Here is a 23850-nt window from a genome sequence, read left to right as displayed (position 1 = left end):
CATTTCTCCTTGCCACCATGATCGGTACGCCCCGCGGCCGAGAGCTTGAGGATAGACGACCATGACCGCTATTGCCATCTCGCTGCTGTTCGGTTTCGCCGCCTTCGTTGCGCTAGCTGCCGTGGCATGGGGTATCGCTCGCGGAATGACGCGTGGGCAGGAAATCATGGAAGAGCTGGTGCGGCTCGATGCCGCCACGGGCCGCAAGGTCAGCCGGTCGCGTCGAGCGGGTCGCGCTCCCTTCGCGCCGCAGCGGCCTTTCGCTGCCGCTTGACCTTCGCATAGCGGATTACGCCCACCGGCATCAGCGCCAGGTAGATCACGCAGATCAGCGCCAGCGTCCACCACGGCTCCGTCAGCAGAGCTGCGAAGAGCATTCCCACCAGCGCGATCGCCGGCAGGCGGATGTCCTTGCCCGGCCGGATCGACGCCCAGCTGAGCGTCGCGAGGTTGGAGATCATCAGCACGGCGATCAGCACGGTCCAGCCGGCCACCAGCAATTCGTCTCGGAAGAGGTCTTCACCGCTCGCCAGCCAGAAGAACATCGGCAGGAATGCGAGCCCCGCCCCTACCGGAGCAGGCACGCCGGTGAGGAAACCGGCCGATTTGTGCGGCTGTTCCTCCGTATCGATCTGGGCATTGAAACGCGCGAGGCGCAGTGCGCAGCAGATCGCGAAACCAAGCGCCGCGAACCAGCCGAAACGCGGCAGGTCCTGCAGCGACCACAGGAACAGCACCAGCGCCGGCGCCATGCCGAAGCTCAACGAATCCGCGAGGCTGTCGAGTTCCGCCCCGAAGCGCGATTGCGCTTTCAGCAGCCGCGCGATGCGGCCATCGATCCCGTCGAGGACGCCCGCCAGCACGATGGCGTAGAGCGCCTTTTCCCAATCACCGACAATTGCGAAACGGATACCCGTCAGCCCTGAACACAGCGCAGCGGCGGTGATGGCGTTGGGAATGACCGCACGCATGGACAGACCCCTGCCCTTGCGGAGCGCCGGTTCGGGCGGATCATCCTCGCTCGCGCGCGGCCCAATCCACTCGGCCTCGGTGTTGTCCTCGGGCTCCAGCCCTTCATCGTCGGTCGGCTCGCTCACAGGCTGACGCCTTCGAGCAGCCCCTGCTTGCCGGTCTCGGCGAGAATCGTTTCGCCCGCGATGACGCGCTGGCCCAGCAGCACCTTGGAATCGGTCCCGCGAGGCAAATAGACGTCGACCCGACTGCCAAAGCGGATCAAGCCGATGCGCTGCCCCACAGCCACCAGGTCGCCCGGCTTGACGAAGGGAACGATCCGGCGTGCGACCAGGCCGGCGATCTGCGTAAAGCCGATCGGCAAACCGTCCGCCCGTTCGATCAGGATGTGCTGGCGCTCATTCTCCTCGCTTGCCTTGTCAAGATCGGCGTTGAGGAAGCGTCCCGGCAAGTAGATGATGCGCCGCACCGTGCCGGCCACCGGGGCGCGATTGATGTGCACGTCGAACACCGACATGAAGATCGAGATGCGCGTCACCGGCTCACTGCCCAGCCCGCGCCCGCTGCCGTCATCGCCCTGCAATTCGGGCGGCGGCGGGACTTCGCTGATCAGTGAGACCAGCCCGTCCGCGGGCGAGACGATCAGGTTCTCCGCCTGCGGCACCACGCGTTCGGGATCGCGGAAGAAGGCGAATACGAAGGCCGAAAGGCCCAGCATCGGCCAGCCGATAATCTCCCAGTCGAGGCCCAGCAGCACAACGGCCGATGCGGCGATACCGATAAGGCCGAACTTGCGGCCTTCGGGGTGGATCGCGGGCCAACGCCATTCGGCATCCCCCCGCCCGCGATTGTCTTTAAGCTCTCCTGCCATGCTGCAGCATCTAGGGACAAGGAACGCACCGCACAAGCAGTAGGCGGTAACCAACGACACCGGATTGTGGAGACAGCGATGGTGAACAGGGCCGGAGTCCACCAGTTCAGACGCGGTTGCGCCTGACTAGGTCTTTGATTGTCCGGGAAAGGCGGCGGTGGTGGACAGGGCTGGATTGTCCGCTGCTTCGCTCTGGACGTCTCCGCTACGCTCCGCCTCCGAACCAGCGTCGAACCTGACGGTTCGATACGCTGGTTCAGGCACGAATGCGCCTGTCGCAACGGTCAGTGATGCATGGAAGGTTCCGGTGGTGGACAGGGCTGGATTCGAACCAGCGTACGCTTGCGCGGGCAGATTTACAGTCTGCTGCCTTTAACCACTCGGCCACCTGTCCACCGGATGCCGGAAATGGGAACGAACCCCAAAAAGTGAAGGGCGATTGGCACCGCCCCTCCGGCCGAGAGGCGCCCCAATGGCGAAGCGACGCTTGCCTGTCAATGGCCGTGCTGGCAGGAGCCGCCGGAAAGAAGGAATTACCATGGGTAAACGAGGCAAAGAGAAGAAGCTGCGCGGCCGTGCGGGCCGGATGCAGGGCGGGCGCGGATCGGGTCGCAGCACGCAGGGGCATGTGCGCCTGTGGGGCCGGCACGCGGTCGAAGCGGCGCTCAAGAATCCCGACCGCCAGCACCGCAAGCTGTGGGCAACGCACGAGGGCGTCGAATCGCTCGATGGCGAATTGCCGGCCGATTTCCCGCTCGAATATGCAGGGCCGCAGGACCTTGAACGCCTCGTCGCGCGCGATGCCCCGCATCAGGGCCTTGTCCTGGAATGCGAGCCGCTGGAGGAATTGCACCTTGAAGAAGTAATGGATGGCGATCCGGCCCGCCCCCTCGTCGTGCTCGACCAGGTGACCGATCCGCACAATGTAGGCGCAATCCTGCGCTCCGCCGCGGCCTTCAACGCCGCCGCCATCGTGACGCAGGACCGCCACGCCCCGCCCGAAGGCGGCGTGCTGGCGAAATCCGCCTCGGGCGCGCTGGAAATCGTGCCGTGGGTGCGGGTGGTGAACCTGTCGCGCGCACTGGAGGAGATGGCTGAGGCCGGCTATTGGCGCATCGGCCTCGCCGGGGAAGCAGAGGACGATTTCGCCTCCGCCCTGCCCGCCGGCCCTGTCGCCATCGTGCTGGGCGCGGAAGGCGAAGGCATGCGGCATAATATCGCCGCCCATTGCGACAATCTGGCGCGTCTGCCGATCAGTAACGCAATGGAAAGCCTGAACGTGTCCAATGCGGCCGCCATCGCGCTTTATGCAGCGGCGATGCGCGCGACCTGATTCACGTAATTCGGGAGACCCCGACAATGACCGTTCTTCGCATCGCCTTCGCCGCCGGAAAGACCGTGCTGGCGCTCGGCTCCGCCCTCGCCCTGTCCGGCTGTTTCATGACGCCGGGCCAGTTCACCGCAACGATGGACGTCCGCCAGTCGGGCGCCTTCAGCTTTGCCTATGACGGCGAGATCTTTATGCTGGCGCTGAGCGATCTTGCCGAAATGGCTGAGGCCTCGGAAATGAACAAGCCGTGCTATGACGAGGGCAGCTTCGAGGAGCGCCCCTGCACGCAGGTCGAGCTCAACGAGCGCCGCTCCGAACAGGATGAGGAAGCCGCGATGATGCAGGCCTTCCTTGGCGGCATGGACCTGTCCGACCCCGAGGCTGCCGGGGAATTCGCGGCCAAGCTGGAACGCCAGACCGGATGGAACAGCGTGACCTATCTCGGCAATGGCCTGTTCGACGTGGACTTCGCCATTTCCAGCCGCCTGACGCATGACTTCGCCTTCCCGACACTCGAGGACATGCCCACGGGCAATGTCTTTGTCTCCGCCTCACTTCGCGACGAAGACCGTGTGCGCATCGCGGCACCGGGCTTTGCGGCCCAGGGCGGCAATCCATTCCAGGCGATGATGATGACCGGCATGGCCGCAGCCTCCGCCGAAGCGGGAAGTGCAAAGGGCGGCAAGGGCTCCCAAGCCGCCACCATGCCCGACATGCCGCAGATGGAAGGCACGTTTCGGATCGTCACCGACGCGACGATCCTCGCCAACAACACCGATGAGGGGCCGCAGCCCGCTGCCGGCGGCCAGCTTCTCGAATGGCAGATCGAACCGGGCACCACCGCCGCGCCCACGGCCCTGCTGGTGATCGAACACTAAAACGCCGACCCGACGGCAAAAGAAAAGGGCCGCTTCCTCGTCGGAAGCGGCCCTTCTTTATTGCGGCAACCATTGCGGCTGCGCGCGCAAATCGCAGATCAGTTCACCGCGTCCTTGAGGCCTTTGCCCGCCTTGAACTTGGGCTGGGTGGAGGCCGGAATCTTCATCGGTGCGCCGGTGCGCGGGTTGCGGCCGGTGGACGCCTTGCGCTTGGCAACCGAGAACGTTCCGAAGCCGACCAGGCGAACTTCGTCCCCCTTCGACAGCGTGCCGGTGATGGTGTCGAACACGCTTTCCACAGCCTTTGTCGCATCATTGCGCGAGAGGCCGCTGGATTCCGCGACGGCTCCGATCAACTCGTTCTTGTTCATTGTCTGGAAAACCCCCTCACTGGTGTTGTCGTTCGACTGTTTTCAAATCGCGTCGCGATTGCGTGGGAATTGAGCGAGTTTTCCGCGCCCTGTCTAGGGCCAAAGCCCCGTTGAAAGGCGGAATCCTAGCATTTTTCGGGCCGATAGAGCCAAATCGCTTCAGACTGGAACGATCCCGCCGCTCCGCGCCCGCCCTTGTCGACAGGGGCAGGCGCGATTCGCTGCGTCGCAGCAAGCGGCGGCGCGATCGATCAGTGCGCGGTGGTGCCCGGTGCCGGTGCCGGATGCGGCTGGCTGGCGAGGTCGTCCGCCTCGGTCCATTCGATCGGAGCGGGCAGCGCGGTCAGCGCGTGCTCCAGCACCTGGTCGACATGGGACACCGGGATGATCTCCAGACCTTCCTTCACATTGTCCGGAATCTCGGCGAGGTCCTTCTCGTTCTCTTCGGGAATGAGCACGGTCTTGATCCCGCCGCGCAGCGCCGCAAGCAGCTTCTCCTTGAGGCCCCCAATGGCGAGCACGCGGCCACGCAAGGTGACCTCACCCGTCATCGCAATGTCCGGTCGCACGGAGACACCCGTCAGTGTCGAGACGATGGAGGTGACCATGCCGACACCGGCTGAGGGGCCATCCTTTGGCACCGCCCCTTCGGGCAGGTGGATATGGATGTTCTTGCGCTGGAAAAGGCTGGGCTTGATGCCATAGGCAGGCGCCCGCGCCTTCACGAAGCTGAAGGCGGCAGCGACACTCTCGTTCATCACCTCACCCAGCTTGCCGGTGGTCTTGATCTCACCCTTGCCCGGCGTGGTCACGCTTTCGATCGTCAGCAGCTCGCCGCCGACCGAAGTCCAAGCAAGACCCGTCACCGCGCCAACCTGTGCCTCTTCTTCCGACATGCCATGCTTGAACTTGCGCACTCCGGCGAATTCGGCGAGGTTTTCGGGCGTGACGGTCACGCTCTTGGTCTCACCTTCCAAGATCTGGCGCAGGCTCTTGCGGCACAGGCGCGCAATCTCGCGCTCCAGCGTACGCACGCCGGCCTCGCGAGTGTAGTAACGGATCAGGTCGCGCAGCCCCTCTTCTGTCAGGCTGAATTCGCCTTCCTTGAGGCCATGCGCTTCCACCTGCTTGGCGATCAGGTGACGCTGGGCGATCTCGACCTTCTCGTCCTCAGTGTAACCCTCCAGCCGGATTATCTCCATGCGATCGAGCAACGGCTGCGGAAGGTTGAGGCTGTTCGCGGTGCACACGAACATGATGTCCGACAGGTCGATATCCAGCTCCAGGTAATGGTCCTGGAATTTGGAGTTCTGTTCGGGATCGAGCACTTCGAGCAGCGCCGAAGCCGGATCGCCGCGGAAATCCTGGCCCAGCTTGTCAATCTCGTCGAGCAGGAACAGTGGATTGCTGGTGCCCGCCTTCTTGAGGTTCGACACGATCTTGCCGGGCATGGAGCCGATATAGGTGCGGCGGTGGCCGCGAATCTCGGCCTCGTCACGCACACCGCCGAGCGACTGGCGGATGAACTCGCGCCCAGTCGCCCGCGCAATCGACTTGCCAAGCGAGGTCTTGCCCACGCCGGGAGGGCCGACGAGGCACAGGATCGGGCCTTTCAGCTTGTTGGTACGCGCCTGAACGGCAAGGTACTCGATGATCCGGTCTTTCACCTTGTCCAGCGCATAGTGATCGGCATCCAGCACGTCCTGCGCCTTGGCGATATCCTTCTTCAGCTTCGACTTCTTGCCCCAGGGCAGGCCCAGCAGCACGTCGAGATAGTTGCGCACGACGGTCGCTTCCGCGCTCATCGGCTGCATGGAGCGCAGCTTCTTGAGCTCGGTCTCGGCCTTGGTCTTGGCTTCCTTGGAGAGCTTGGTCTCCTCGATCTTCTTGGTCAGCTCGGCGATCTCGTCGCCATCCTCACCATCGCCGCCGCCCAGCTCGGACTGAATCGCCTTGAGCTGTTCGTTGAGATAGTATTCGCGCTGCGTCTTCTCCATCTGCCGCTTCACACGGCCACGGATCTTGCGCTCCACCTGCAGGACGGACAGCTCGCCTTCCATGATCGAGAAGACCATTTCCAGCCGCTTGAGCGGATTGGTCTCCGCCAGCGCCTGCTGCTTGGTGGCGACCTTGGCGGACAGGTTTCCGGCGATCGCATCGGCCAGCTGGCCCGGATCCTCGATCTTCGCCAGCTCTTCCTCGATATCCTCGGGCAGCTTCTTGGAATGCTTGGCATAGTCGGTGAACTGGTCGAGCGCGGAGCGCATCAGCGCCGTCGCTTCAGCCGTTTCAACCTGCTCTTCGTCCAGCATCCGCGTCTGCGCCATGACGAAACCTTCGGTTTCGCGCAGCTCGGTCATTTCGGCGCGCGCATTGCCTTCGACCAACACGCGCACGGTACCATCGGGCAGCTTCAGCATCTGCAGCACTTGCGCCACCGTACCGACGGTGAACAGGTCGTCCTGTTCCGGATCGTCGCAAGAGGGGTCCAGCTGCGAGAGCAGGAAGATGTCCTTATTACCATCCATCGCCGCTTCCAGCGCCGCCACCGACTTGTCGCGCCCCACGAAGAGCGGGACGACCATGCCGGGAAACACGACGATGTCGCGCAAGGGAAGGAGGGGGAATGCAGTCATGTTCAATCAGTATCCATCGGGTTGCTTGCCTGCGAATATGGGGACGCCACCCCCGCCCTGCAATGCCAGCTTCTGGCAGGGCTGTGGATGGGGGCTTGGAACACATGGAACAGTGTCCTGAAGCGACAATCCCGCCGCCTCCCGCGCGAGGATAGAAATGCGCATGCTGCTGGGCAGAAGCAGGTCGGATCGACCATGATTGGAGGCGCTGCAACGGCTGTCCTGGCGTGGGAAAGCACAGGAATGCATGCCGCCCGGATAGGCAGTTCTGCCTAGGAGTGCGTTTCCGGTCTCGCGAAGATCGCCTGTCATTCATTGGTTAATGAAGGAACAGGATCCTCGCGTGACAGATGATCGGGGCACGGCAGCCGCAAGCGAGCGGCGCCGGATGGCGCAGTCTTTTCTCCGCCAGAGCCAGTTCATTGTGATGGCACTCGCCCTCACCGTCTGGGCCTGCGGAGCCTTTGTCCTTCTGGTCGGCTGGGCCCTGGGGAACGCAGCAGCAACGCATATCATCGCCGACCTCCCCGCCATGGTCCCGAGCACGGCCTTCCTCTTCATCGTGGCCAGTCTCGCCATATTGTCCGATCTCGATCTTGCCAGAACCGCACGGCGCCGGCTCCAACACGGTGCCAGCCTGCTGATTGCCCTTGTCGCCGCTGCCAACCTGTTGGTGATGTCCCTTTCCAGCCTGTCGGGCATCGACCAAGCCCTCTTCTCGGACATGAGCGGCCTTGGCGAGGATCACATGTCGCTCGGCACTTCGCTCAGCTTCCTGCTGGCCGCTGTCGCCATCGCGCGCCTGAGGGAGCGGCAGGGCGCAGACCGGATATTCGTCTCATCCGCCACTACCGGCCTGCTGGTCAGCCTGTTGGCCATTGTCGGGTCGGCCTTCCACGTGGAATCGCTCTACGCAATCACCGTCTTCGCCAATATGGCGTTGCACACTGCGCTTTGTTTCGCCGCTGCCTTTTCCGCCTTGCTCTTGCTGCGCCCCGCACGCGGCTGGATGGGCGTGTTGAGCGGGCGCGGAGCGGGCAGCGCCGCGGCGCGCCACATCATGCCGACGATATTGATCCTGCCTTTTGCCACCTGCCTGACAGTTCTGGCAGCGCTCGATGCCGACTATTTCGACTATCCCTTCGGCCTCAGCCTGATTGCCATAGGCATGGTCATCACCCTGACCGCAATGAGCTTGCTCGATGCACAGAAGGTCAACCGGCTGGAGGAAAACCACTTCGCGCAGGTCAGGGCGCTTGCCCGGCGCCAGGCTATGGCGCAGGCGGGACAGGCCAGCGAGGACAATTTCCGGGAACTGGCCGAAGCCTTGCCGGTGGCAGTCTACCAGACGAGCTCCGAGGGTCTGGTCACCTATGCCAATCGGCAGATGCAGGAATTGACCGGGCACGATCTCGACCATCTGCTGGGGAATGATCTGAGGGACCTGCTGAAACCCTGCCCGACCGATTACTCCAAGTGTTCGCAAACGCAGGCCGTGTTTCCCGGCGAAGGACAGTGTTTCATTATCGGCGAACAGGTGATCTGGGCCGTGAACGAGACGCGGCCGTTCCACCGGCTGGAGGATGGCGATCCTGGCATGATCGGCACGCTGCAGGACGTCAGCGAAAACCGCAAAGCCTTGGGCGAATTGCGCGCGGCGCGCGATGCCGCACAGGCTGCCGCGCATGCTAAATCAACCTTTCTCGCCAATATGAGCCATGAAATCCGCACACCGATGAACGGCATATTGGGCTTTGCCGAATTGCTGATGGAAAGCGATACCGACCCGCGGCGGCGTCAGTATGCCAAGCTCATCCACGATTCCGGAAAGTCGCTGGTCAAGATCCTCAATGACATCCTCGACCTCTCGAAGATCGAGGCAGGCAAGCTGGTCCTGCGCGAAGAGCCATTCGATCTCGGCGGCGCGATAACCCGCACCGCCCAGCTGATGCGCGGGGCGGCGCAGCACAAGCAGATCGCGCTCGACCTCTCGCTGGACCCCGCCCTGCCCTGTCAGGTCTTCGGCGACGAGCTGCGGCTGGGACAGATCCTCACCAACCTCGTCGGCAATGCGATCAAGTTTTCCGATCGGGGAAGCGTGCGGATCGACGCGCGTTGCGACGACCGCATGGGAACGAGATGGCTGACGGTCACCGTGACCGATCAGGGCATCGGAATCGATCCGGAGCGGCTGGAATCGCTGTTCGGCGAATTCGTCCAGGACGATACCGGGCGCATGCGGCAACATGGCGGCACCGGCCTCGGCCTGCCCATCGCCCGCCGCCTCGCCGAAACCATGGGCGGCCGGCTTACGCTGGATAGCACGCCGGGTGAAGGCACGGTGGCAAAGCTGGAGGTGCCGGTGGTTGTGGCTGGTGGCAGCGGAGCGGTGAAAAGGCGCGCGGTGGCTTGAAGCCCGTTTCACCGGTCGGTCTGGTTCACCACGCAAACAACCGAGCGAGCGAAAACTCCCTCAGGAGGTCCGATACGCTATGCTCGTGACCCAATAGCTTTCGATCGGATCGCCATTGGCATCCAGGGCCGGATCAAATTTTGCATGGTCCATCAATGTGCGGCAAGCTGCTTCCTCGAAATCCGGATGTCCGATAGCAATGGGAATGTGGCAGGAAACGGCGCGCCCATCCGTTCCCACGATCAGACGCACGCGAACGATCGCATTCTCGCCCCGCCTGATCATGCTGCGGGGGAAGCCGGTATTGACGATTGTGTGCACCCAGCCGTCGTAGTCTTTCGGCTCGACCTGGCGTTGGAGCGACCTGTGAGCTTCGACGTCGATACCCCAATGGGTCAGCAATTCATCCATGCAGTTGCGCAAGGCGCCTACCGGCGCTGCCATGGACCCGGTCTGAAAAACGGTCTCTTCACGAAGGATTCCGCTGATCGAAATCCCCGTCATTGCCGCCTCACGCGTTTCGCGGACCGCCACCGTTTCCGGCTCCGCTTCCGCTTCGCCATCCGCGACAGGATGGAGGCTGATATCAAGAGTTATACCCCGCCCAAAGCCCTCGACCTCAAGAAGCTGCGCATTTTCACGGCTCTGCTCCTCACCAACCGGCTCGAACCGGAACAACGCGGGCCGCATCCTCGTCCGGAGCGGCTCGCCATAGGCAGTGAACATCATGCCGTCACCGGGCTGGAACTGGCGAAGCTCGATCACGACTTCCTGCCCTTCGGCACCAAAGGCCCGCCGCAAGGCGCAACTGTCCTCAGCGTAATCCATTAACCAAGGGGAAGCCGGTTCAAGAACTACCGTTTCGGCGTGGGCAAGATTCGGCATAGTGGCCGCAAGAGCCGAAGCAACTACAACTGCTGCATGATATCGCGCGAATTCCCCCTTTGGCCGCTTCCTATAACGTCATCACGCCCACCGGAGCGTGCCGATCAACCCATCCCCGGCAGATTGAACCCCGGTGGCAGGCCCATGCTGCCCTGGATTTCCTTCATCTGCTCATTGGCCGCGCGGTCGGCCTTGTCGCGGGCGTCGTTGAAGGCAGCGGTGACGAGGTCTTCGAGGATCTGCTTTTCCTCCGGCACCATCAGGCTGTCATCGATATTGACACCGAGGATGCGGCCCTTTGCAGTGGCGCGGATTTTCACCAGGCCGCCGCCGGACGAGCCCTCTACCTCGATCGAATCGAGCTTCACCTGCGCGTCGCTCATCTGCTTCTGGATGTTCTGGGCCGCTTCCTGCGCCGCCTTCAGCATCTCTTCCATGGATTCCATTGGTCGTCTCTCGCTTGTTCGTGTGAAGCCAATTTAGGCTATCCAGCACGCCGGTTCCAGCGCGCCTCGCCCACCGGCATCTCTTCCGCGTCGAGCAGTTCGGCGGCGGGAAAGGCCGCCTTGGTCGCCTGCACCAGCGGATGGCTTTCGATCCGCGCGCGGTCGGCGGCCTGCGCCGCTTCGGCGCGTTCGCGCAAACTCGGTTGGCCCTCGCCCGCGCCTTTCGCCACATCCCACCGCTCGCCCGTGGCGCGCAGCAGCGCATCGCGCAGTTCGGGCAGGATATCCTCGTCGAATTCGTCCGAATGGGTGAAGCGCAAATAGCCGTCGCGTAGCTCGATGATACGTATCCAGTCGCGCATCACCTGACCCATGCGCAGCAGGCCTTCCTGCTCCACCCGGTCGCACATGATCGTCCATTCGATATGTGCATCGGGCATGGAGCCAGCCGCTTGCGGACCGTCCTGCGAGGATGCAGCGGCGCCCGGAGCAGCGGGAGCTTGCACGGCCCCCACACCGCGCTCGGCGGCCTCCTTCAGCAGCTTCTCCAGCTTGCCCGGATCGGGCATGTCGGCGGCGTGAAGGATGCGCAGCAGCGCCATTTGCGCCGCGACCAGCGGATCGGGCGCGCCCTTCACCTCGTCATGGCCCTTCAGCAGTAATTGCCACAGGCGATGGACCTGCCCGGCGGAGAGGCGATCGGCCCATTGCGCGATATCCTGCCGCTCTTCCTCGCTGACCGCCGTCACTTCGCCCTCACCCAGCTGGGCGACGGCAATACGATGCGTCAGCTCCATCAAGCCGCGCAGCAGCGCCAGCGGCTCGACGCCGAGCGAATACTGGTCGTTCACGGCAGCAAGCAGGCCCTGCGGGTCGCCATTGAGCAGGTGAGCGAATAGCCGCCTTTGTGCGCCCTTATCGGCAAGGCCCAGCATTTCGCGCACCTTGGCCGCGGTGACCATGGTCGCGCCGTCGCCTGCATCCATGTCGGCATGGGCGATCGCCTGGTCGAGGATGGAGAGGCCGTCGCGCGCCGAACCCTCGGCAGCGGCGGCGACCATGGCGATCGCTTCGTCCTCGGCCTCGACACCTTCCTGCCGGCACACGCTGGCGAAATGCTGGTGGAGCAATTCGGCCGGAATGCGCCGCAAGTCGAAGCGCTGGCAGCGGGAGAGCACCGTCACCGGCAGCTTGTCGACCTCTGTCGTGGCGAAAAGGAATTTCACATGCGCAGGCGGCTCTTCCAGCGTCTTGAGCAACGCGTTGAAAGCGTTGCGGCTGAGCATGTGCACTTCGTCGATAATATAGATCTTGTAGCGCGCGGAGACGGCGGCATAGCGGACCGCCTCGATAATCTCGCGCACATCGTCCACGCCGGTATGGCTGGCGGCGTCCATCTCGATCACGTCGATATGGCGGCCTTCCGCAATGGCCTGGCACGGCTCGCACACACCGCAAGGATCGATGGTCGGTCCGCCCTGCCCATCCGGGCCGACGCAGTTGAGCGCCTTGGCGATCAGGCGCGCGGTGGAGGTTTTGCCCACCCCGCGCACGCCGGTCATCAGGAAGGCATGCGCCAGCCGGTCGCGCGCAATGGCGTTGGCGAGCGTCTTCACCATCGGCTCCTGGCCGATCAGCTCGCTGAATGTCTGCGGACGGTATTTGCGCGCCAGCACGCGATAGGGGCCGGAATTGGCCGGCGGAGGTGCCGGGGCCGCAGCAGGCTGCTCCACGGACGCAGGCGCGGCCTCACTCGCCACGGCAGGGTCCTCTACAGGCGGGGGCGCGGCATCGCCGAACATGGCGGACTGGCCCGCAGCCTCAAGCTCGGCTGCGGAGGGCCCTGCCTGCTCCTGGGCCTCCTCTTCCTGCTCATCATCCCAGGGCGGGAGGTCGGTATCGTCTGGTGAATCACCCATCGCTTCAATCTAGGTGCGGCGCGTGCCGATGTCGAATGGTACAACAGCTTTGCCCCCCGTGCCATTCGGCAGCACCACTGGAGAATGTGATGATAGAGCCAGGTCGACTTACCGACAGACATGAAGGGTCGCTTGTCGTGTTCCTGATAGGAATGCGCATCAACCACTTCCTAAGGCCTCGGCAATGGTTGCCGGTGGCCCGGTCCATGGGGCCGATGATCGCCGAGTTGGAGGACAACCCCGAAAGCGGCTTCATTGGCGCCGAAACGTTGCTGGCAGGCATGCGTACCGTGTTGCTCGTACAATATTGGCGCGATTTCGCACGCCTCGAAGCCTATGCTCAAGACCGTGATCGCAACCATTGGCCCGCCTGGAGCGCTTTCAACAAGGCTGTGGGGGACAATGGCTCGGTTGGCATCTTTCACGAGACCTACTGCGTACCGGCCGGTGGCTTCGAGACGATAAGCGTCAATATGCCGCCTTTCGGCCTCGCTCGCTTTAGTGGGCGGCAACCGGCCACGGGCTCGCGCGTCGCCGCGCGCGATCGCATGTCTGCCATGTCTGAAGGGTAAAGGAGCCGAGCGACCCGCCGCAATTCACCTGGGCTGCTTCCTTCCGGACCTGACCCGGTGAGCGAACGCAAACGTCCACCCGACTCCCGGACCGCGATATGGCGATGCGGTTATAATTTTGCAACCCATCAGCGCTATCCGCCTCAAGACCTTTTGGGGAGGGTATTAATGATCAAGATTATCGTGCCGGCAAGTATGGTTCTCATTCTGGCAGCTTGCGGCGAACCGCCAATGGCCGCCAATGACCTGACGGCACCAGGCAATCCGGAGCTGGCCGCAACGGTCGATTTCGGTGACGACAATGGCGACTATTCGAATGATAGCGAATGCGACGACCCGCGCTTCGAAGGTCCGGGCATGACCGCTACGCCGCTGCTGGACGAAGATATCCGCCACGACGCGACCGACTGCCGCACGGCATTCGAACGTGGCGAGCTGCAATTGCGGAAATAATAGACGGAACATTGCGGGCGTAGCACGTCTTCGGGCCAAAGGCCCGCAAGCGCGAATGCGCGCCCCCTTCGGCTGGCTGCCTGCAGCAGCCGCTCAGGATAAACTACTCCACCCCGTAGTCCGTAGGACGAAGGGACTCAGGCGAGGATAGTCGATGCGAAGCACTGCCTAAGGCAGAACGCTGCGGATGCAGCCGCCGGCGATTGAGGCCGAATATTATCTAAAATTATCGGCGTAGGCCTGGATCTTCAGGCGCTTGGGCGGGACTGTGTGGACCACGGCGGGAATGCCGTGCTTGTCCGCATAGGCCTGCGCCGCCTCGCAGCTTTCGAATTTCAGCTGCACCTGCTGCTGCGTATCGCCGCTGCCGGCCCAGCCCATCAACGGGTCGGGCTTCTTCGCCTGCGCCGGAGCGAAATCGAGGATCCACTGGTCCACCAGAGCCTTGCCGCTCTGCATGGCGTTCTTCGGGCGTTTGTAGATACGGGCCTGCATAGGTTTCCCTTTGTTGATTCTCGCCCGCGAAATCAAGTGCGATTGAAGGCGTTCTTGGTCTTGAGGCTGGGCTTTTCCGCCCATGGTTCATCGGGCCAGCGGTGCTTGGGATAGCGGCCCTTGCCGTCTTTCTGCACATCGCGCCAGCTGCCCTGCCAGAAGCCGGGCAAGTCGCGCGTGGCCTGCATGGGCTTGCCACCCGGGTCGGTCAGTTTCAGCAGCAGAGGCGTGTTGCCGATCATCGGATGACGTTCGAGGCCGAAGACAGCCTGCACGCGCACTTCCACGCAAGGGGCATCGTCGCCTGCATAATCGATGGCGTGGCGCGTTCCGGCGGGGCTGGAGAATTCGCGCGGAGCCAGCCGGTCGAGCTGCTGGCGCTCGTCCCAGCTCAAGCGGCCGAGTAACGCATCGACCAGCTTGCCATTAGGAAGGTCGAGCCCGCGGCGACCATGTAGCAACGGGGCGAGCCATTCGGGTGCTTCCTCACCCAGCCGCTGCAGAGAGAGCGCTTCCAGCCCGGCGAAGCGAGCGCGCGCCAGAAGGTCGGCCGGGAGCAGTTCCCCCAGCTTATCCACAGCCTTCTCCACAAGGAGGTCCACAAGCGCTTGCGGGTCCGGATCGGGGTCGGGGCCGCTCTTCAGCGTGATCGCCCCTAGGCGACGCTCCAGCCGGGCCTCCACCCGCTTTTCGCTCGCATTCCAGCGGGCCGAATGGCGCCGCTCGATCCGCTCGCCAAGCCATTGCTCGACTTCGCCGGGGTCTAGCTGCATCGCGGCAGTGATCCGCGCGCCGCTCGCCCGGCCCTGCGCATCGGCGATCACCAGCCACTCGGCACGTGCGAGCGGCGATGCGGGATCGAGCTGGTAGCCGCGCCCGCCCGCCGACAGCCAGCTCTCCCCGCTCGCATCGCGGCGCTTCGCGACATTCGCGGGCAGCGCATGGGCGAGCAGGATGGCGAGTGGCGGACTCTCGCCCTTCTCGCTCTTCACCAGATCGCCTGCCTTGCGCGCCCAGCCATCGGCCAGCTTGCGCGCCGCCTCTGCTCTTTTCGAGCGGTCGCCGTTCCAACGCTGGAGGCGCTGCGCCAAGTCCTCGCCGCGCCCACCCAGCCCGCGTTCCTGCATCAGCAGCGCCAGCCGCGCCGCCTCCCTGCCCGCTTCGTGCTGCGCGCCATAGAGCACCATGGCGGCTTGCGGTGGCGACATGGGCAGCGCGGCAATCTTGCGCCCCCAATCGGTGATTCGACCCTCATCATCGAGCGCATCCAGCGCCTGCAAGCGCTCGTGCGCGGCGGAGAACGCAGGTGCTGGCGGGACGTCGAGCCATTTCAAGCTCGCCACATTCTCCACTCCCCATTGCGCCAGCGACAGTGTCAGCGGGGCGAGGTCGCTGGTGAGCATTTCGGGCGGATCGAAAGCCTCGCGCCCGGCATGGCCGCCTTCTTCCCACAGGCGATAGGCAACGCCCGGTCCTTGCCGCGCCGCGCGCCCCGCCCTTTGCCCGGCCGATGCCTGGCTAGCGCGCCGGGTGACGAGATGGGTGACGCCCGCTGCCACGTCGAATTCCGCGCGCCGCGACAGGCCGCTATCGACCACGACCGACACGCCATCGAGCGTGATCGAAGTCTCGGCAATGCTGGTGGCGAGCACGAGGCGACGGCGGCCTTCGACATCGCGGCGTATGGCCATGCGCTGGTCCGCTGGCTGCACCTGTCCGTGCAGCGGCAGGATGGGCACATTGGGCAGTCGCTCTTCCAGCCGCTCGCGCACGCGCTCGATTTCGCCAACGCCGGGCAGGAAGGCGAGGATATCGCCCTCCTCCTCGCGCCATGCTGCAAGGATCGCGGATGTCATCGCCTCCTCGATCCGCTTTTCGGGCGAGGCGCCGAGCCACTCCACCCGCAGCGGGTGCGCCTTGCCCTCGCTCTCGATCACCGGAGCGCCCTCGCCCAACAGCCGCGCGAACCGCGCGCCGTCGATGGTGGCGGACATGACCAGCAAGCGCAGGTCTTCGCGCAGCACGCCCTGCGTTTCCAACGCCAGTGCGAGGCCGAGATCGCTGTCGAGATGCCGCTCATGCGCCTCGTCGAACAGCACGGCGGAGATACCTTCGAGTTCCTGGTCGGAGAGGAGCCGCGAGACGAAGATCGCCTCGGTCACGACAAGGATGCGCGTCTTGGGGCCGGACTTGCTGTCCATGCGGGTGAGGTAGCCGACCGTCTCGCCCGGCTTCTCGCCCAGCATCTCCGCCATCCGCTCCGCCGCGGCGCGTGCAGCCACGCGGCGGGGGCTGAGGACGATCACTTGTCCGCTGCACCATTCCTCACCGATCAGCGCAGGCGCAACCGCGGTGGTCTTGCCCGCGCCGGGAGGTGCGATCAGCACGGCGGAATTGTGCGCACGCAAAGCGCCGAGCAGTTCCGGCAGGACGGCGTTGATGGGAAGATTCTGGGCCACGGCTTCGCCCTAACCGAACTTGCTCAGTAATTCGACAGGTCGCGCGGATCGCCCAGTTGCGCGTTGAGATCGGCAGCCTTGCGCGCCAGCTCTCCCAGCCGTTCCGGCAAGTCCTGCGAACCTTCGCGGAAGACGATATTGGCCAGTTCGTACTTGCCGCTCGCTTTCAGGCGCGGTTCCAGGTCACGCAAGCGCTTGCCGCGGAAAAACCCCAGGATCACACATTCCGGATCATGCCTGATGAGGATGCATTGGCCGTTATGCAGGAAGAAGAGATTGCCATGGCGGATCGCCATTTCGAACGGTGCCGCGTCAAGAATGGCCGCCCTGAACTTGTCGATTAGCGGCTTCTGCCAGTCTTCGGCATCGGCGAACCACTCTTCGGGCGAGGCATAGGCCTTCATCCCGGCCATCAATCAATACCCCCGCGTCACCGCGAATTGCGCCGCTTCCACCATCGCCCGGCGTGCCTCACTGTCGGGGAAGATAGCCAGCGCATCGCAGGCGCGCTGGGCATAGTGGCGCGCGCGTTCGCGGGTGTCGGCCACGGCATTGTGCATGTTGATGAGCGTGACCGCCTCGGCGAGGTCGGCGTCGGAGATGGTGAAACCGGCGATGCAGTCCTGCCAGAAGCGCCGCTCTGCATCGCTGCCGCGCGCATAGGCGAGGATGACGGGCAGCGTCATCTTGCCCTCGCGGAAATCGTCACCGCGATCCTTGCCCATTTCGGCAGCGTCCGAATCATAGTCGATCGCGTCATCCACCAGCTGGAAGGCGATGCCGAGATTGCGACCGTAATCGTCGAGCGCCTTTTCCTCCGTCTCGTCCCGCTCGGCCACCACGGCGGCGATGCGACTGGCGGCGGCGAAAAGCGCGGCGGTCTTGGCGCCGATGATGTGGAGGTAGCGCTCTTCCGAAGTCTCGATCTTGCGCTGCGAGACGAGTTGGTCGACCTCGCCCTGCGCGATGATGGCGCTGGCGGAAGACAGGATTTTCAGGACCTTGAGGCTGCCATCTTCCACCATCAGCTCGAAAGCGCGGGAGAAGAGGAAATCGCCCACCAGCACGGTGGCGGGATTGCCGTAGACGATGTTCGCTGCTTCCTTGCCACGGCGCGTTTCGGAGCCGTCCACGACATCGTCATGCAGCAGCGTGGCGGTGTGGATGAACTCCACGGCAGCGGCCAGCTTGTGGTGGCGCGTGCCCTGGTATCCGATCACCTCTGCCCCGGCGATGGTGAGCATCGGCCGCATCCGCTTGCCGCCGCCCGAAATCAGGTGTCCGGCCAGCGCCGGAATCAGGGGAATCTCGCTCTGCATCCGGTCCAGGATCACCTGGTTGACCGAATTCATCGCCGTAGCGGTGAGCGACAGGATCGGCGCGAGCGAGGGGCGGCCCTGCTCACTGCCGCGCTTGAGGGGGACGACATTGGACGTCATGGCGGCCCACCCCATGAGCGACCACGCGGGTGTTGGCAAGCGCGCAATTGCTGCTAGCTAGGGTCTATGGCAATGCGATACCCCCAACCCGAACCGCCCCAGCCGGTGGAGCAGATGACAAACGACACGCATTTCGACCCGGTTCTGGCCGCCTATCGCAAGAGCATCGACAATATCGATGCTGCGCTGATTCACATGCTGGCGGAACGTTTCCGCATCACGCAGGCGGTGGGCGAGTACAAGGCGAAGACGCATATGCCGCCCGCCGATCCGGGGCGCGAGCAGAAGCAGATCCAGCGCTTGCGGGCCCTGGCGGAAGACGCAGACCTCGACCCCGAATTCAGCGAGAAGTTCATCCGCTTCGTGATCGACGAGGTGATCCGCCACCACAATATCGCGCGGGGCGGAAGCTAGAAGCGGTCAGCTCGCCCGCGGCATCTTTGCCTTCACCAGCAGGCCGCCGAGGTCCTCGCTCTCATCGAGTTCCACCTTGCCGCCGTAAATCTCCACGACGTCGCGCACGATGGCGAGGCCGAGGCCCGTTCCGGGCTTCTCGGTGTCGAGCCGCGCACCACGGCTGAACAGCTCGTCGCGCTTGGCGACGGGGATGCCCGCGCCGTCATCCTCCACCCATACGGTGCATAGCTCGCTGTCCGGCTCTGCATCGACGGTGATGAACACGCTGCCGCCGCCATATTTGGCCGCGTTCTCGATGAGGTTGCCGAGGATTTCCTCGAGGTCCTGCTTCTCGATCGCAACCGCCGCATCGCCCTTCCCGGCAATATCAAAACGCACCTCAGGATAGAGGCGTGAAACGGCGCGTTCGACCGCCTGGGTGCTGTCCATGACGTTGGAACGCGCAAGGCCGATCGCCCGCCGGCCCACGGCCCGGGCGCGGGCGAGGTGGTGGTCAACTTGCCGCCGCATCACCGCCGCTTCGCGCAGCACGGTATGATCAAGATCGGGCGCATGCGCGCTCGCTGCATTGGTCAGCACGGTGAGCGGGGTCTTCAGCGCATGGGCGAGGTTACCCGCATGGGTGCGCGCTTCCTCCGCCTGCTTTTCCGAATGGGCGAGCAGCGCGTTCAGTTCCTCCACCATCGGCTGCACTTCAAGCGGCAGCGGATCGGTAACGCGGTTGGTGCCGGTGGTGCGGATGCGGGCGATGGCGAGGCGGATGCGGCGCAGGGGACCAAGGCCGTACCAGGTCTGCAGCATGGCCATCAGGAACAGGCCGATGGCAAGAATGGCGAAGGACCATGTCAGCACCGAGCGGCTGACCGCGATCTGCGATTCGGGATCGGACAGGGTGCCCGCCACCACGAACTGCCATTCGACCTCGCTGCCAGGTATGCGCAAGGTGCGCTGGGCGATGCGCACTTCGTCACCCGTCGCTGTCTCGCCATCGTAGAAGATCGGCTGTTCGGCGCGGACGTCCTCGCGGATTTCGATGGGCTCGTCCCACAGCGAGCGCGAGAGATAGGGCACGAACTCACCGCCCGAGATCTGCCAGTAATAGCCGCTATTCGGCTCGAGATAGCGCTGGTCGCCCAGGATACGGTTGAAATAGACCTCGCCGAAAGGATCGATCTCGGCCGAATTGGCCATGGCAGTGAGCGCGATTTCCAGCTGCTCGTCGAACTGCCGGGTGATGAGGTTGGTAAGCACGCGGTCGAGCGCGAAACCGCCGAGGCCGAGCAGGATCGTGATCCAGACCGCCGCGATCAGCATCATGCGGCGCTGGATACTACCGGTGTGGTTCAGCTCCTCCGTTTCAGGCACGGCGGCCTCTCCCGCATCAGCAGGACCAGCCGCCTGCGGGTCGCCCCCGCTATTCGCGCGGCTGGTCTGCGGGGTCGTCGAGGCTGTAACCGAGGCCACGGATCGTGGTGATGACATTGGCACCCAGCTTCTTGCGGATGCGGGTGACGAAGACCTCGATCGTATTCGAATCGCGGTCGAAATCCTGATCGTAGATATGCTCGATCAGTTCGGTGCGGCTGACCACCTTGCCCTTGTGGTGCATCAGGTAGGACAGCAGCTTGTATTCCTGCGCGGTCAGCTTCACCGGCTCGCCTGCCCTTGTGACGCGACCGGACCTTGTGTCCAGCCGCACGTCGCCGGCGGTGAGTTCGGAGGAGGCATTGCCCGAAGCACGACGGATCAGCGCGCGCAGGCGGGCGATCAGCTCTTCGGTCTGGAAAGGCTTGGCGAGGTAGTCGTCAGCGCCTGCATCGAGGCCTGCGACCTTGTCCGACCAGCTGTCACGCGCGGTGAGGACCAGTACGGGGAAGTTGCGCTTTTCCTTGCGCCACATGCCGAGCACGGTCAGCCCGTCGATCTCCGGCAAGCCAAGGTCGAGAATGGCCGCGTCGTAATCCTCGGTCGAGCCGAGGAAATGCCCGTCCTCACCATCGGTGGACAGGTCCACGGCATAGCCGTTCTGCTCCAGTGTATTCTTCAGCTGCTGACCCAGAGTGGGTTCATCCTCGACAATCAGGATGCGCATTCAACTTCCCCTGCTAGGCGCGCATTGGCGCCACATGTTGCCCGTTAAGTGGTCATTTGGGATCAACGCGTCAACCGAGCGAGCGTTTCCATGCCCTATCGCGATACGCGGAGGACGCGAGCGGTGCGCGCATCGACATCGACCCAGATCAGCCGGCCATCGCGAATGAACTTGAGGCGATAGGCCTGCGCAGAAGGATCGTATTCGAAGCCGATATACTCATCACCATCCATGCGCGGGATGATGCGCCGCTCGATCTCGCGAATCGGCATGTTGCGCCCGGCCTGCATTTGCTCACGGGCACTGGCCTGCTCGCCCCGCTGCTGTTGCTGCGCCTGCTGGCGGTCCTGCGCAAGCGCATCGCTGGCGGCGAAAGGGCTGGCCAGCATGGCAACAGCGGCAAGGGAAGCGAGAATCCGTTTCATGACGGCCTTTTGCCTAGGCTCAGCGCGTTGAACAAGCTGTGAATGCAAAAGGTGACGTTCAGAAAGAATGCCGCTTTCCTTAACGAGTCATCTCATATTTCACACTGACCGTCACGCTGGACTGCACCTGGCCAGGTACGACAGGTGTCGACTTCTCGGCCATATCCAGCGAGGCACGCTGCACCATCGGCATCGGATAGCCTGCCTGAACATTCTCGCTCACTTCCAGCAGGCGAATATCCGCATAACCCGCCATTCGCGCATAGGTCAGCGCCTGTTCGCGGGCATTGGCGAAGGCGGTATCGCGCGCCTGTTCGCGCGCCGCGCTGGCATCGTCGACCGACCAGGATATGCCGCCAAGGTCGGTGGCGCCGGCGGCCACAAGCGCATCGAGGACCTCGCCCGTCCGATCGATATCGCGCAAGGTCACGCTCACCCGGTTGGAGACGCGATAGCCGCGAAACACCTGTTGCTGCGCGCGCTGGTCGTAATCATATTCGGCATTGAGGGAGATGCCGCTTGTCTGGATATCGTCGCGATCGACGCCCTCCGCCTCGATCTGTGCGATCACGCGGTTCATCGCCTGCGTATTGAGGCGCATCGCCTCCACCGCGGTGCTTGCCTGCGTGGTCACGCCCGCGCTGATATCGGCGATATCGGGATCGCTGGCGACACTCTCGGTGACCGATAGTTCGACCACCGGACCTTCAACGGCGATCTGCACCTCGGCCGCCTGAGCGGCGCTTGCGGGCAGTGCCATGGCGGCAGCGGCGAGCGGAAGGGCGATATTCTTCATGGCGGTGTTCTCCATCACATATTTGCCGGCACGAATGCCTTTGTGCGAATTACGGCTGACTGAACCTGTCAGTTCCTTGCCAGCAAGCTTCGCCGCGCCTAACTGCGCCGCATCATGGCGGAACCACCGATACTTTCCTGGGAAGGACTGGGCCTGCATCAGGGCGAAGGCTGGCTGTTTGGCGGGCCTGACACCGATGGGCTGGACCTGCATATCGCCCCGCGCGACCGGCTGGCGCTGATCGGCCGCAACGGCGCGGGCAAGACCACCTTGCTCAAGCTCATTACCGGCGAGATCGAGGCCGATCGGGGTGTCCGCAAGGTCAAGCCCGGCACGCATATCGTGCTGCTCGAGCAGGAGCCGGATTATACCGGCTTCGCCACGCTGATGGACTATGCGCTGTCAGGCGACGACGCCCCCGCCCCGCACGAGGTGGAGGCGATTGCCGGGCAGCTCGGCATCGACATGACGACCGAGGCGAAGGGCGCATCGGGCGGCGAGCGACGCCGCGCCGCGCTCGCCCGCGCTTTGGCGCAGAATCCGGACCTGCTGCTGCTGGATGAGCCGACGAACCACCTCGACCTGTCCGCCATCGACTGGCTCGAAAGCTGGCTGGAGCGCTACAAGGGCGCTTTCATCGTCATCAGCCATGACCGCACCTTCCTGAAGCGCCTGACCCGCTCGACCATCTGGCTCGATCGCGGGAATTTGCGCCGCAAGGATGTCGGCTTCGGCGGCTACGAGGCTTGGGAAGAGCAGGTCTATGCCGAGGAAGCGCGCGCGGCCGAGAAGCTCGACGCCAAGCTGAAGATCGAGGCGCACTGGCTGGAACGCGGCGTCACCGCGCGGCGCAAGCGCAACCAGGGGCGGCTCGAAAAGCTGTGGCAGATGCGTGCCCAGCGCGCGTCGATGATCAACCCTGAAGGCACCGCCAAGCTCAAGCTGGCGAGCGATGCGGATTTCAAGTCCAAGTCGGTGATCGTGGCGGAAGAGATCACCAAGTCATACGGCGACCGCACGATTATCAAGCCCTTCTCCCTGCGCATCCAGCGTGGCGACCGCATCGGCGTGGTCGGCGCGAACGGCGCGGGCAAGACGACGTTGCTCAAGATGCTGACCGGTGAGCTGGAGCCCGACAGCGGCAAGGTCACCCATGCGAATACCCTGTCCGGCGTGATGATCGACCAGCAGCGCAAGCTGCTCAGCCCGGAGAAAACCGTGCGGCAGGTACTGGCCGAGGGCGGCGACTGGATAGACGTGCGCGGACACCGCAAGCATGTGCAGGCCTATCTCAAGGACTTCCTGTTCGATCCCTCGGTGATCGACGCCAAGGTCGGCAGTTTCTCCGGCGGTGAGCGTTCGCGCCTGCTGCTGGCGCGCGAATTCGCCCGCACGTCGAACCTCCTGGTGCTGGACGAGCCGACCAACGATCTCGACCTCGAAACGCTCGACCTGCTGCAGGAAGTGATCGCCGATTACAAGGGCACCGTGCTGATCGTCAGCCATGACCGCGACTTCCTCGACAAGACGGTGACGGTGACGCTCGGCCTTGACGGCAGCGGCCATGTGGACGTGATCGCGGGCGGCTATGCCGACTGGGAAGCGAAGCGGGCCGAGCGACGGTCTAAACCGGCCAAGAAGGCGGAGAAACCGGCCGAAAAGCCCTCAGCACCCCCTCCCCCGCCGCCAAAGTCGACCAAGCTCAGCTACAAGGACCAGCGCGACTACGAATTGCTGCCCGCGCGGATCGAGGAGCTGGAGGAGCTGATCGCGAAAGGCGAAGCGGCGCTGGCCGATCCGGACCTCTATTCTAAGGACCCGGATCGCTTCGCCCGCATCAGCAAGTCGCTGGAAATGGCGCGCGAAGAGAAGGACGAGGCGGAGCTGCGCTGGCTCGAACTGGCGGAGCTGGTTGAAGGCTGACGCAAGCGCCCTTGCCGATTTGCGCGCAATCAATTTTCCGCTGCAGCGCAACATGTAT

23 protein-coding genes, 1 tRNA gene and 1 other RNA gene are annotated in these 23850 nt (G+C 64.0%); 8 read left to right on the top strand and 17 right to left on the bottom strand.

The genetic code is table 11. The annotated features are described in order from the left end of the window. Nucleotides 1-61 precede the first annotated feature (61 nt). Nucleotides 62-274: a hypothetical protein gene (locus E5222_RS05730; RefSeq protein WP_136692722.1), complete on the top strand. Its 213-nt coding sequence runs from the start codon at nt 62-64 to the stop codon at nt 272-274. On the opposite strand, the gene E5222_RS05725 is transcribed toward E5222_RS05730, so the two are convergent. The 3 genes from E5222_RS05725 to E5222_RS05715 all read right to left on the bottom strand — a co-directional run bounded on the left by E5222_RS05725 (nt 210) and on the right by E5222_RS05715 (nt 2237). Then, nucleotides 210-971, bottom strand: a complete 762-nt coding sequence (locus tag E5222_RS05725) for a CDP-alcohol phosphatidyltransferase family protein (RefSeq protein WP_136692948.1) — start codon at nt 969-971, stop codon at nt 210-212. The two genes, E5222_RS05730 and E5222_RS05725, sit on opposite strands and share 65 nt — an antisense overlap. A gap of 122 nt (nt 972-1093) precedes the next feature. Then, nucleotides 1094-1843 (bottom strand): phosphatidylserine decarboxylase, encoded by a 750-nt coding sequence (locus E5222_RS05720; RefSeq protein WP_136692721.1) that lies wholly within the window; start codon nt 1841-1843, stop codon nt 1094-1096. A gap of 308 nt (nt 1844-2151) precedes the next feature. After that, a tRNA-Tyr gene (locus E5222_RS05715) sits at nt 2152-2237 on the bottom strand. Nucleotides 2238-2381: 144 nt separating this feature from the next. On the opposite strand from E5222_RS05715, the gene rlmB reads away from it, so the two are divergent. Together rlmB and E5222_RS05705 are read left to right on the top strand one after the other, a co-directional pair. Continuing rightward, nucleotides 2382-3176, top strand: a complete 795-nt coding sequence (rlmB, locus tag E5222_RS05710; RefSeq protein WP_211196093.1) for a 23S rRNA (guanosine(2251)-2'-O)-methyltransferase RlmB — start codon at nt 2382-2384, stop codon at nt 3174-3176. A gap of 26 nt (nt 3177-3202) precedes the next feature. Next, nucleotides 3203-4051, top strand: a complete 849-nt coding sequence (locus E5222_RS05705) for a hypothetical protein (RefSeq protein WP_136692719.1) — start codon at nt 3203-3205, stop codon at nt 4049-4051. A gap of 98 nt (nt 4052-4149) precedes the next feature. Here the strand turns inward: E5222_RS05705 and E5222_RS05700 are convergent, their stop codons facing one another. Together E5222_RS05700 and lon are read right to left on the bottom strand one after the other, a co-directional pair. Further along, entirely contained in the window at nt 4150-4422 is a 273-nt protein-coding gene (locus E5222_RS05700) for an HU family DNA-binding protein (RefSeq protein ID WP_136692718.1), read from the bottom strand. Between the two features lie 251 nt (nt 4423-4673). Continuing rightward, nucleotides 4674-7058, bottom strand: coding sequence for an endopeptidase La (gene lon, locus E5222_RS05695; protein ID WP_136692717.1), 2385 nt, complete (start codon nt 7056-7058; stop codon nt 4674-4676). Between the two features lie 343 nt (nt 7059-7401). Here lon and E5222_RS05690 point away from each other — a divergent pair, with 343 nt between their 5' ends. After that, nucleotides 7402-9471 (top strand): PAS domain-containing protein, encoded by a 2070-nt coding sequence (locus E5222_RS05690; RefSeq protein WP_169053499.1) that lies wholly within the window; start codon nt 7402-7404, stop codon nt 9469-9471. A gap of 60 nt (nt 9472-9531) precedes the next feature. Here E5222_RS05690 and E5222_RS05685 read toward each other — a convergent pair whose 3' ends face one another. From E5222_RS05685 to E5222_RS05675, 3 genes are all read right to left on the bottom strand, one after another. Beyond that, nucleotides 9532-10299, bottom strand: coding sequence for an energy transducer TonB (locus E5222_RS05685; RefSeq protein WP_169053498.1), 768 nt, complete (start codon nt 10297-10299; stop codon nt 9532-9534). A 161-nt stretch (nt 10300-10460) separates the two neighbouring features. Further along, on the bottom strand, nt 10461-10802 hold the full coding sequence (locus E5222_RS05680) for a YbaB/EbfC family nucleoid-associated protein (protein WP_136692714.1): 342 nt from the start codon (nt 10800-10802) through the stop codon (nt 10461-10463). 38 nt (nt 10803-10840) lie between these two features. Next, nucleotides 10841-12721: a DNA polymerase III subunit gamma/tau gene (locus E5222_RS05675; RefSeq protein WP_136692713.1), complete on the bottom strand. Its 1881-nt coding sequence runs from the start codon at nt 12719-12721 to the stop codon at nt 10841-10843. Between the two features lie 35 nt (nt 12722-12756). Between E5222_RS05675 and E5222_RS05670 the strand changes: the two genes are divergently transcribed. Then, nucleotides 12757-13293: a DUF4188 domain-containing protein gene (locus E5222_RS05670; protein ID WP_342773167.1), complete on the top strand. Its 537-nt coding sequence runs from the start codon at nt 12757-12759 to the stop codon at nt 13291-13293. Here E5222_RS05670 and ffs read toward each other — a convergent pair. Beyond that, an RNA gene (gene ffs, locus E5222_RS05665) (signal recognition particle sRNA small type) lies at nt 13289-13383 on the bottom strand. The two genes, E5222_RS05670 and ffs, sit on opposite strands and share 5 nt — an antisense overlap. 78 nt (nt 13384-13461) lie before the next feature. Between ffs and E5222_RS05660 the strand changes: the two genes are divergently transcribed. Then, nucleotides 13462-13746: a hypothetical protein gene (locus tag E5222_RS05660; RefSeq protein ID WP_136692711.1), complete on the top strand. Its 285-nt coding sequence runs from the start codon at nt 13462-13464 to the stop codon at nt 13744-13746. A 216-nt stretch (nt 13747-13962) separates the two neighbouring features. Here the strand turns inward: E5222_RS05660 and E5222_RS05655 are convergent, their stop codons facing one another. Genes E5222_RS05655 through E5222_RS05640 form a run of 4 tightly spaced genes read right to left on the bottom strand, consistent with a single transcriptional unit; the run spans nt 13963 to nt 18139 of the window. Beyond that, nucleotides 13963-14241, bottom strand: a complete 279-nt coding sequence (locus E5222_RS05655; RefSeq protein ID WP_136692710.1) for an ETC complex I subunit — start codon at nt 14239-14241, stop codon at nt 13963-13965. A 32-nt stretch (nt 14242-14273) separates the two neighbouring features. Continuing rightward, nucleotides 14274-16700 carry an ATP-dependent helicase HrpB gene (hrpB, locus tag E5222_RS05650; protein ID WP_136692709.1) on the bottom strand — a complete coding sequence of 809 codons (2427 nt, stop codon included), beginning with the start codon at nt 16698-16700 and terminating at the stop codon, nt 14274-14276. A gap of 23 nt (nt 16701-16723) precedes the next feature. Then, a complete protein-coding gene (locus E5222_RS05645; protein ID WP_136692708.1) occupies nt 16724-17113 on the bottom strand; it encodes a DUF1801 domain-containing protein in 390 nt (129 codons plus the stop codon). 3 nt (nt 17114-17116) lie between these two features. Beyond that, complete coding sequence (locus E5222_RS05640; RefSeq protein ID WP_136692707.1) at nt 17117-18139, bottom strand: polyprenyl synthetase family protein; 1023 nt, start codon at nt 18137-18139, stop codon at nt 17117-17119. A 114-nt stretch (nt 18140-18253) separates the two neighbouring features. Between E5222_RS05640 and E5222_RS05635 the strand changes: the two genes are divergently transcribed. Then, entirely contained in the window at nt 18254-18553 is a 300-nt protein-coding gene (locus E5222_RS05635; protein ID WP_136692947.1) for a chorismate mutase, read from the top strand. Nucleotides 18554-18559: 6 nt separating this feature from the next. Here E5222_RS05635 and E5222_RS05630 read toward each other — a convergent pair whose 3' ends face one another. The 4 genes from E5222_RS05630 to E5222_RS05615 all read right to left on the bottom strand — a co-directional run bounded on the left by E5222_RS05630 (nt 18560) and on the right by E5222_RS05615 (nt 21869). Then, nucleotides 18560-20038, bottom strand: coding sequence for a sensor histidine kinase (locus E5222_RS05630; RefSeq protein ID WP_136692706.1), 1479 nt, complete (start codon nt 20036-20038; stop codon nt 18560-18562). Further along, nucleotides 19971-20648 carry a response regulator transcription factor gene (locus E5222_RS05625; RefSeq protein ID WP_136692705.1) on the bottom strand — a complete coding sequence of 226 codons (678 nt, stop codon included), beginning with the start codon at nt 20646-20648 and terminating at the stop codon, nt 19971-19973. The genes E5222_RS05630 and E5222_RS05625 overlap by 68 nt, the downstream gene beginning before the upstream one ends. A 95-nt stretch (nt 20649-20743) precedes the next feature. Beyond that, complete coding sequence (locus E5222_RS05620; RefSeq protein WP_136692704.1) at nt 20744-21073, bottom strand: hypothetical protein; 330 nt, start codon at nt 21071-21073, stop codon at nt 20744-20746. Between the two features lie 79 nt (nt 21074-21152). Then, nucleotides 21153-21869 carry an SIMPL domain-containing protein gene (locus E5222_RS05615; protein ID WP_136692946.1) on the bottom strand — a complete coding sequence of 239 codons (717 nt, stop codon included), beginning with the start codon at nt 21867-21869 and terminating at the stop codon, nt 21153-21155. A 114-nt stretch (nt 21870-21983) separates the two neighbouring features. On the opposite strand from E5222_RS05615, the gene E5222_RS05610 reads away from it, so the two are divergent. Continuing rightward, entirely contained in the window at nt 21984-23792 is a 1809-nt protein-coding gene (locus E5222_RS05610) for an ABC-F family ATP-binding cassette domain-containing protein (RefSeq protein WP_136692703.1), read from the top strand. Nucleotides 23793-23850: the final 58 nt, after the last annotated feature.

This window comes from Alteraurantiacibacter aquimixticola (assembly GCF_004965515.1).
Taxonomy (GTDB): Bacteria; Pseudomonadota; Alphaproteobacteria; order Sphingomonadales; family Sphingomonadaceae; genus Alteraurantiacibacter; species Alteraurantiacibacter aquimixticola.
The sequence above is the reverse complement of the archived record's forward strand: the minus strand, read 5'-3'. Positions and strand labels throughout refer to the sequence as shown.

Excerpts from the sequence above, each read along its gene's own strand:
- E5222_RS05730 (WP_136692722.1), top strand. The coding sequence starts at position 62 with ATGACCGCTATTGCCATCTCGCTGCTGTTCGGTTTCGCCGCCTTCGTT.
- E5222_RS05725 (WP_136692948.1), bottom strand. The coding sequence starts at position 971 with ATGCGTGCGGTCATTCCCAACGCCATCACCGCCGCTGCGCTGTGTTCA.
- E5222_RS05720 (WP_136692721.1), bottom strand. The coding sequence starts at position 1,843 with ATGGCAGGAGAGCTTAAAGACAATCGCGGGCGGGGGGATGCCGAATGG.
- rlmB (WP_211196093.1), top strand. The coding sequence starts at position 2,382 with ATGGGTAAACGAGGCAAAGAGAAGAAGCTGCGCGGCCGTGCGGGCCGG.
- E5222_RS05705 (WP_136692719.1), top strand. The coding sequence starts at position 3,203 with ATGACCGTTCTTCGCATCGCCTTCGCCGCCGGAAAGACCGTGCTGGCG.
- E5222_RS05700 (WP_136692718.1), bottom strand. The coding sequence starts at position 4,422 with ATGAACAAGAACGAGTTGATCGGAGCCGTCGCGGAATCCAGCGGCCTC.
- lon (WP_136692717.1), bottom strand. The coding sequence starts at position 7,058 with ATGACTGCATTCCCCCTCCTTCCCTTGCGCGACATCGTCGTGTTTCCC.
- E5222_RS05685 (WP_169053498.1), bottom strand. The coding sequence starts at position 10,299 with ATGGATTACGCTGAGGACAGTTGCGCCTTGCGGCGGGCCTTTGGTGCC.
- E5222_RS05680 (WP_136692714.1), bottom strand. The coding sequence starts at position 10,802 with ATGGAATCCATGGAAGAGATGCTGAAGGCGGCGCAGGAAGCGGCCCAG.
- E5222_RS05675 (WP_136692713.1), bottom strand. The coding sequence starts at position 12,721 with ATGGGTGATTCACCAGACGATACCGACCTCCCGCCCTGGGATGATGAG.
- E5222_RS05670 (WP_342773167.1), top strand. The coding sequence starts at position 12,757 with ATGGTACAACAGCTTTGCCCCCCGTGCCATTCGGCAGCACCACTGGAG.
- E5222_RS05660 (WP_136692711.1), top strand. The coding sequence starts at position 13,462 with ATGATCAAGATTATCGTGCCGGCAAGTATGGTTCTCATTCTGGCAGCT.
- E5222_RS05655 (WP_136692710.1), bottom strand. The coding sequence starts at position 14,241 with ATGCAGGCCCGTATCTACAAACGCCCGAAGAACGCCATGCAGAGCGGC.
- E5222_RS05645 (WP_136692708.1), bottom strand. The coding sequence starts at position 17,113 with ATGGCCGGGATGAAGGCCTATGCCTCGCCCGAAGAGTGGTTCGCCGAT.
- E5222_RS05640 (WP_136692707.1), bottom strand. The coding sequence starts at position 18,139 with ATGACGTCCAATGTCGTCCCCCTCAAGCGCGGCAGTGAGCAGGGCCGC.
- E5222_RS05635 (WP_136692947.1), top strand. The coding sequence starts at position 18,254 with ATGACAAACGACACGCATTTCGACCCGGTTCTGGCCGCCTATCGCAAG.
- E5222_RS05630 (WP_136692706.1), bottom strand. The coding sequence starts at position 20,038 with ATGTCATCACCACGATCCGTGGCCTCGGTTACAGCCTCGACGACCCCG.
- E5222_RS05625 (WP_136692705.1), bottom strand. The coding sequence starts at position 20,648 with ATGCGCATCCTGATTGTCGAGGATGAACCCACTCTGGGTCAGCAGCTG.
- E5222_RS05620 (WP_136692704.1), bottom strand. The coding sequence starts at position 21,073 with ATGAAACGGATTCTCGCTTCCCTTGCCGCTGTTGCCATGCTGGCCAGC.
- E5222_RS05615 (WP_136692946.1), bottom strand. The coding sequence starts at position 21,869 with ATGAAGAATATCGCCCTTCCGCTCGCCGCTGCCGCCATGGCACTGCCC.
- E5222_RS05610 (WP_136692703.1), top strand. The coding sequence starts at position 21,984 with ATGGCGGAACCACCGATACTTTCCTGGGAAGGACTGGGCCTGCATCAG.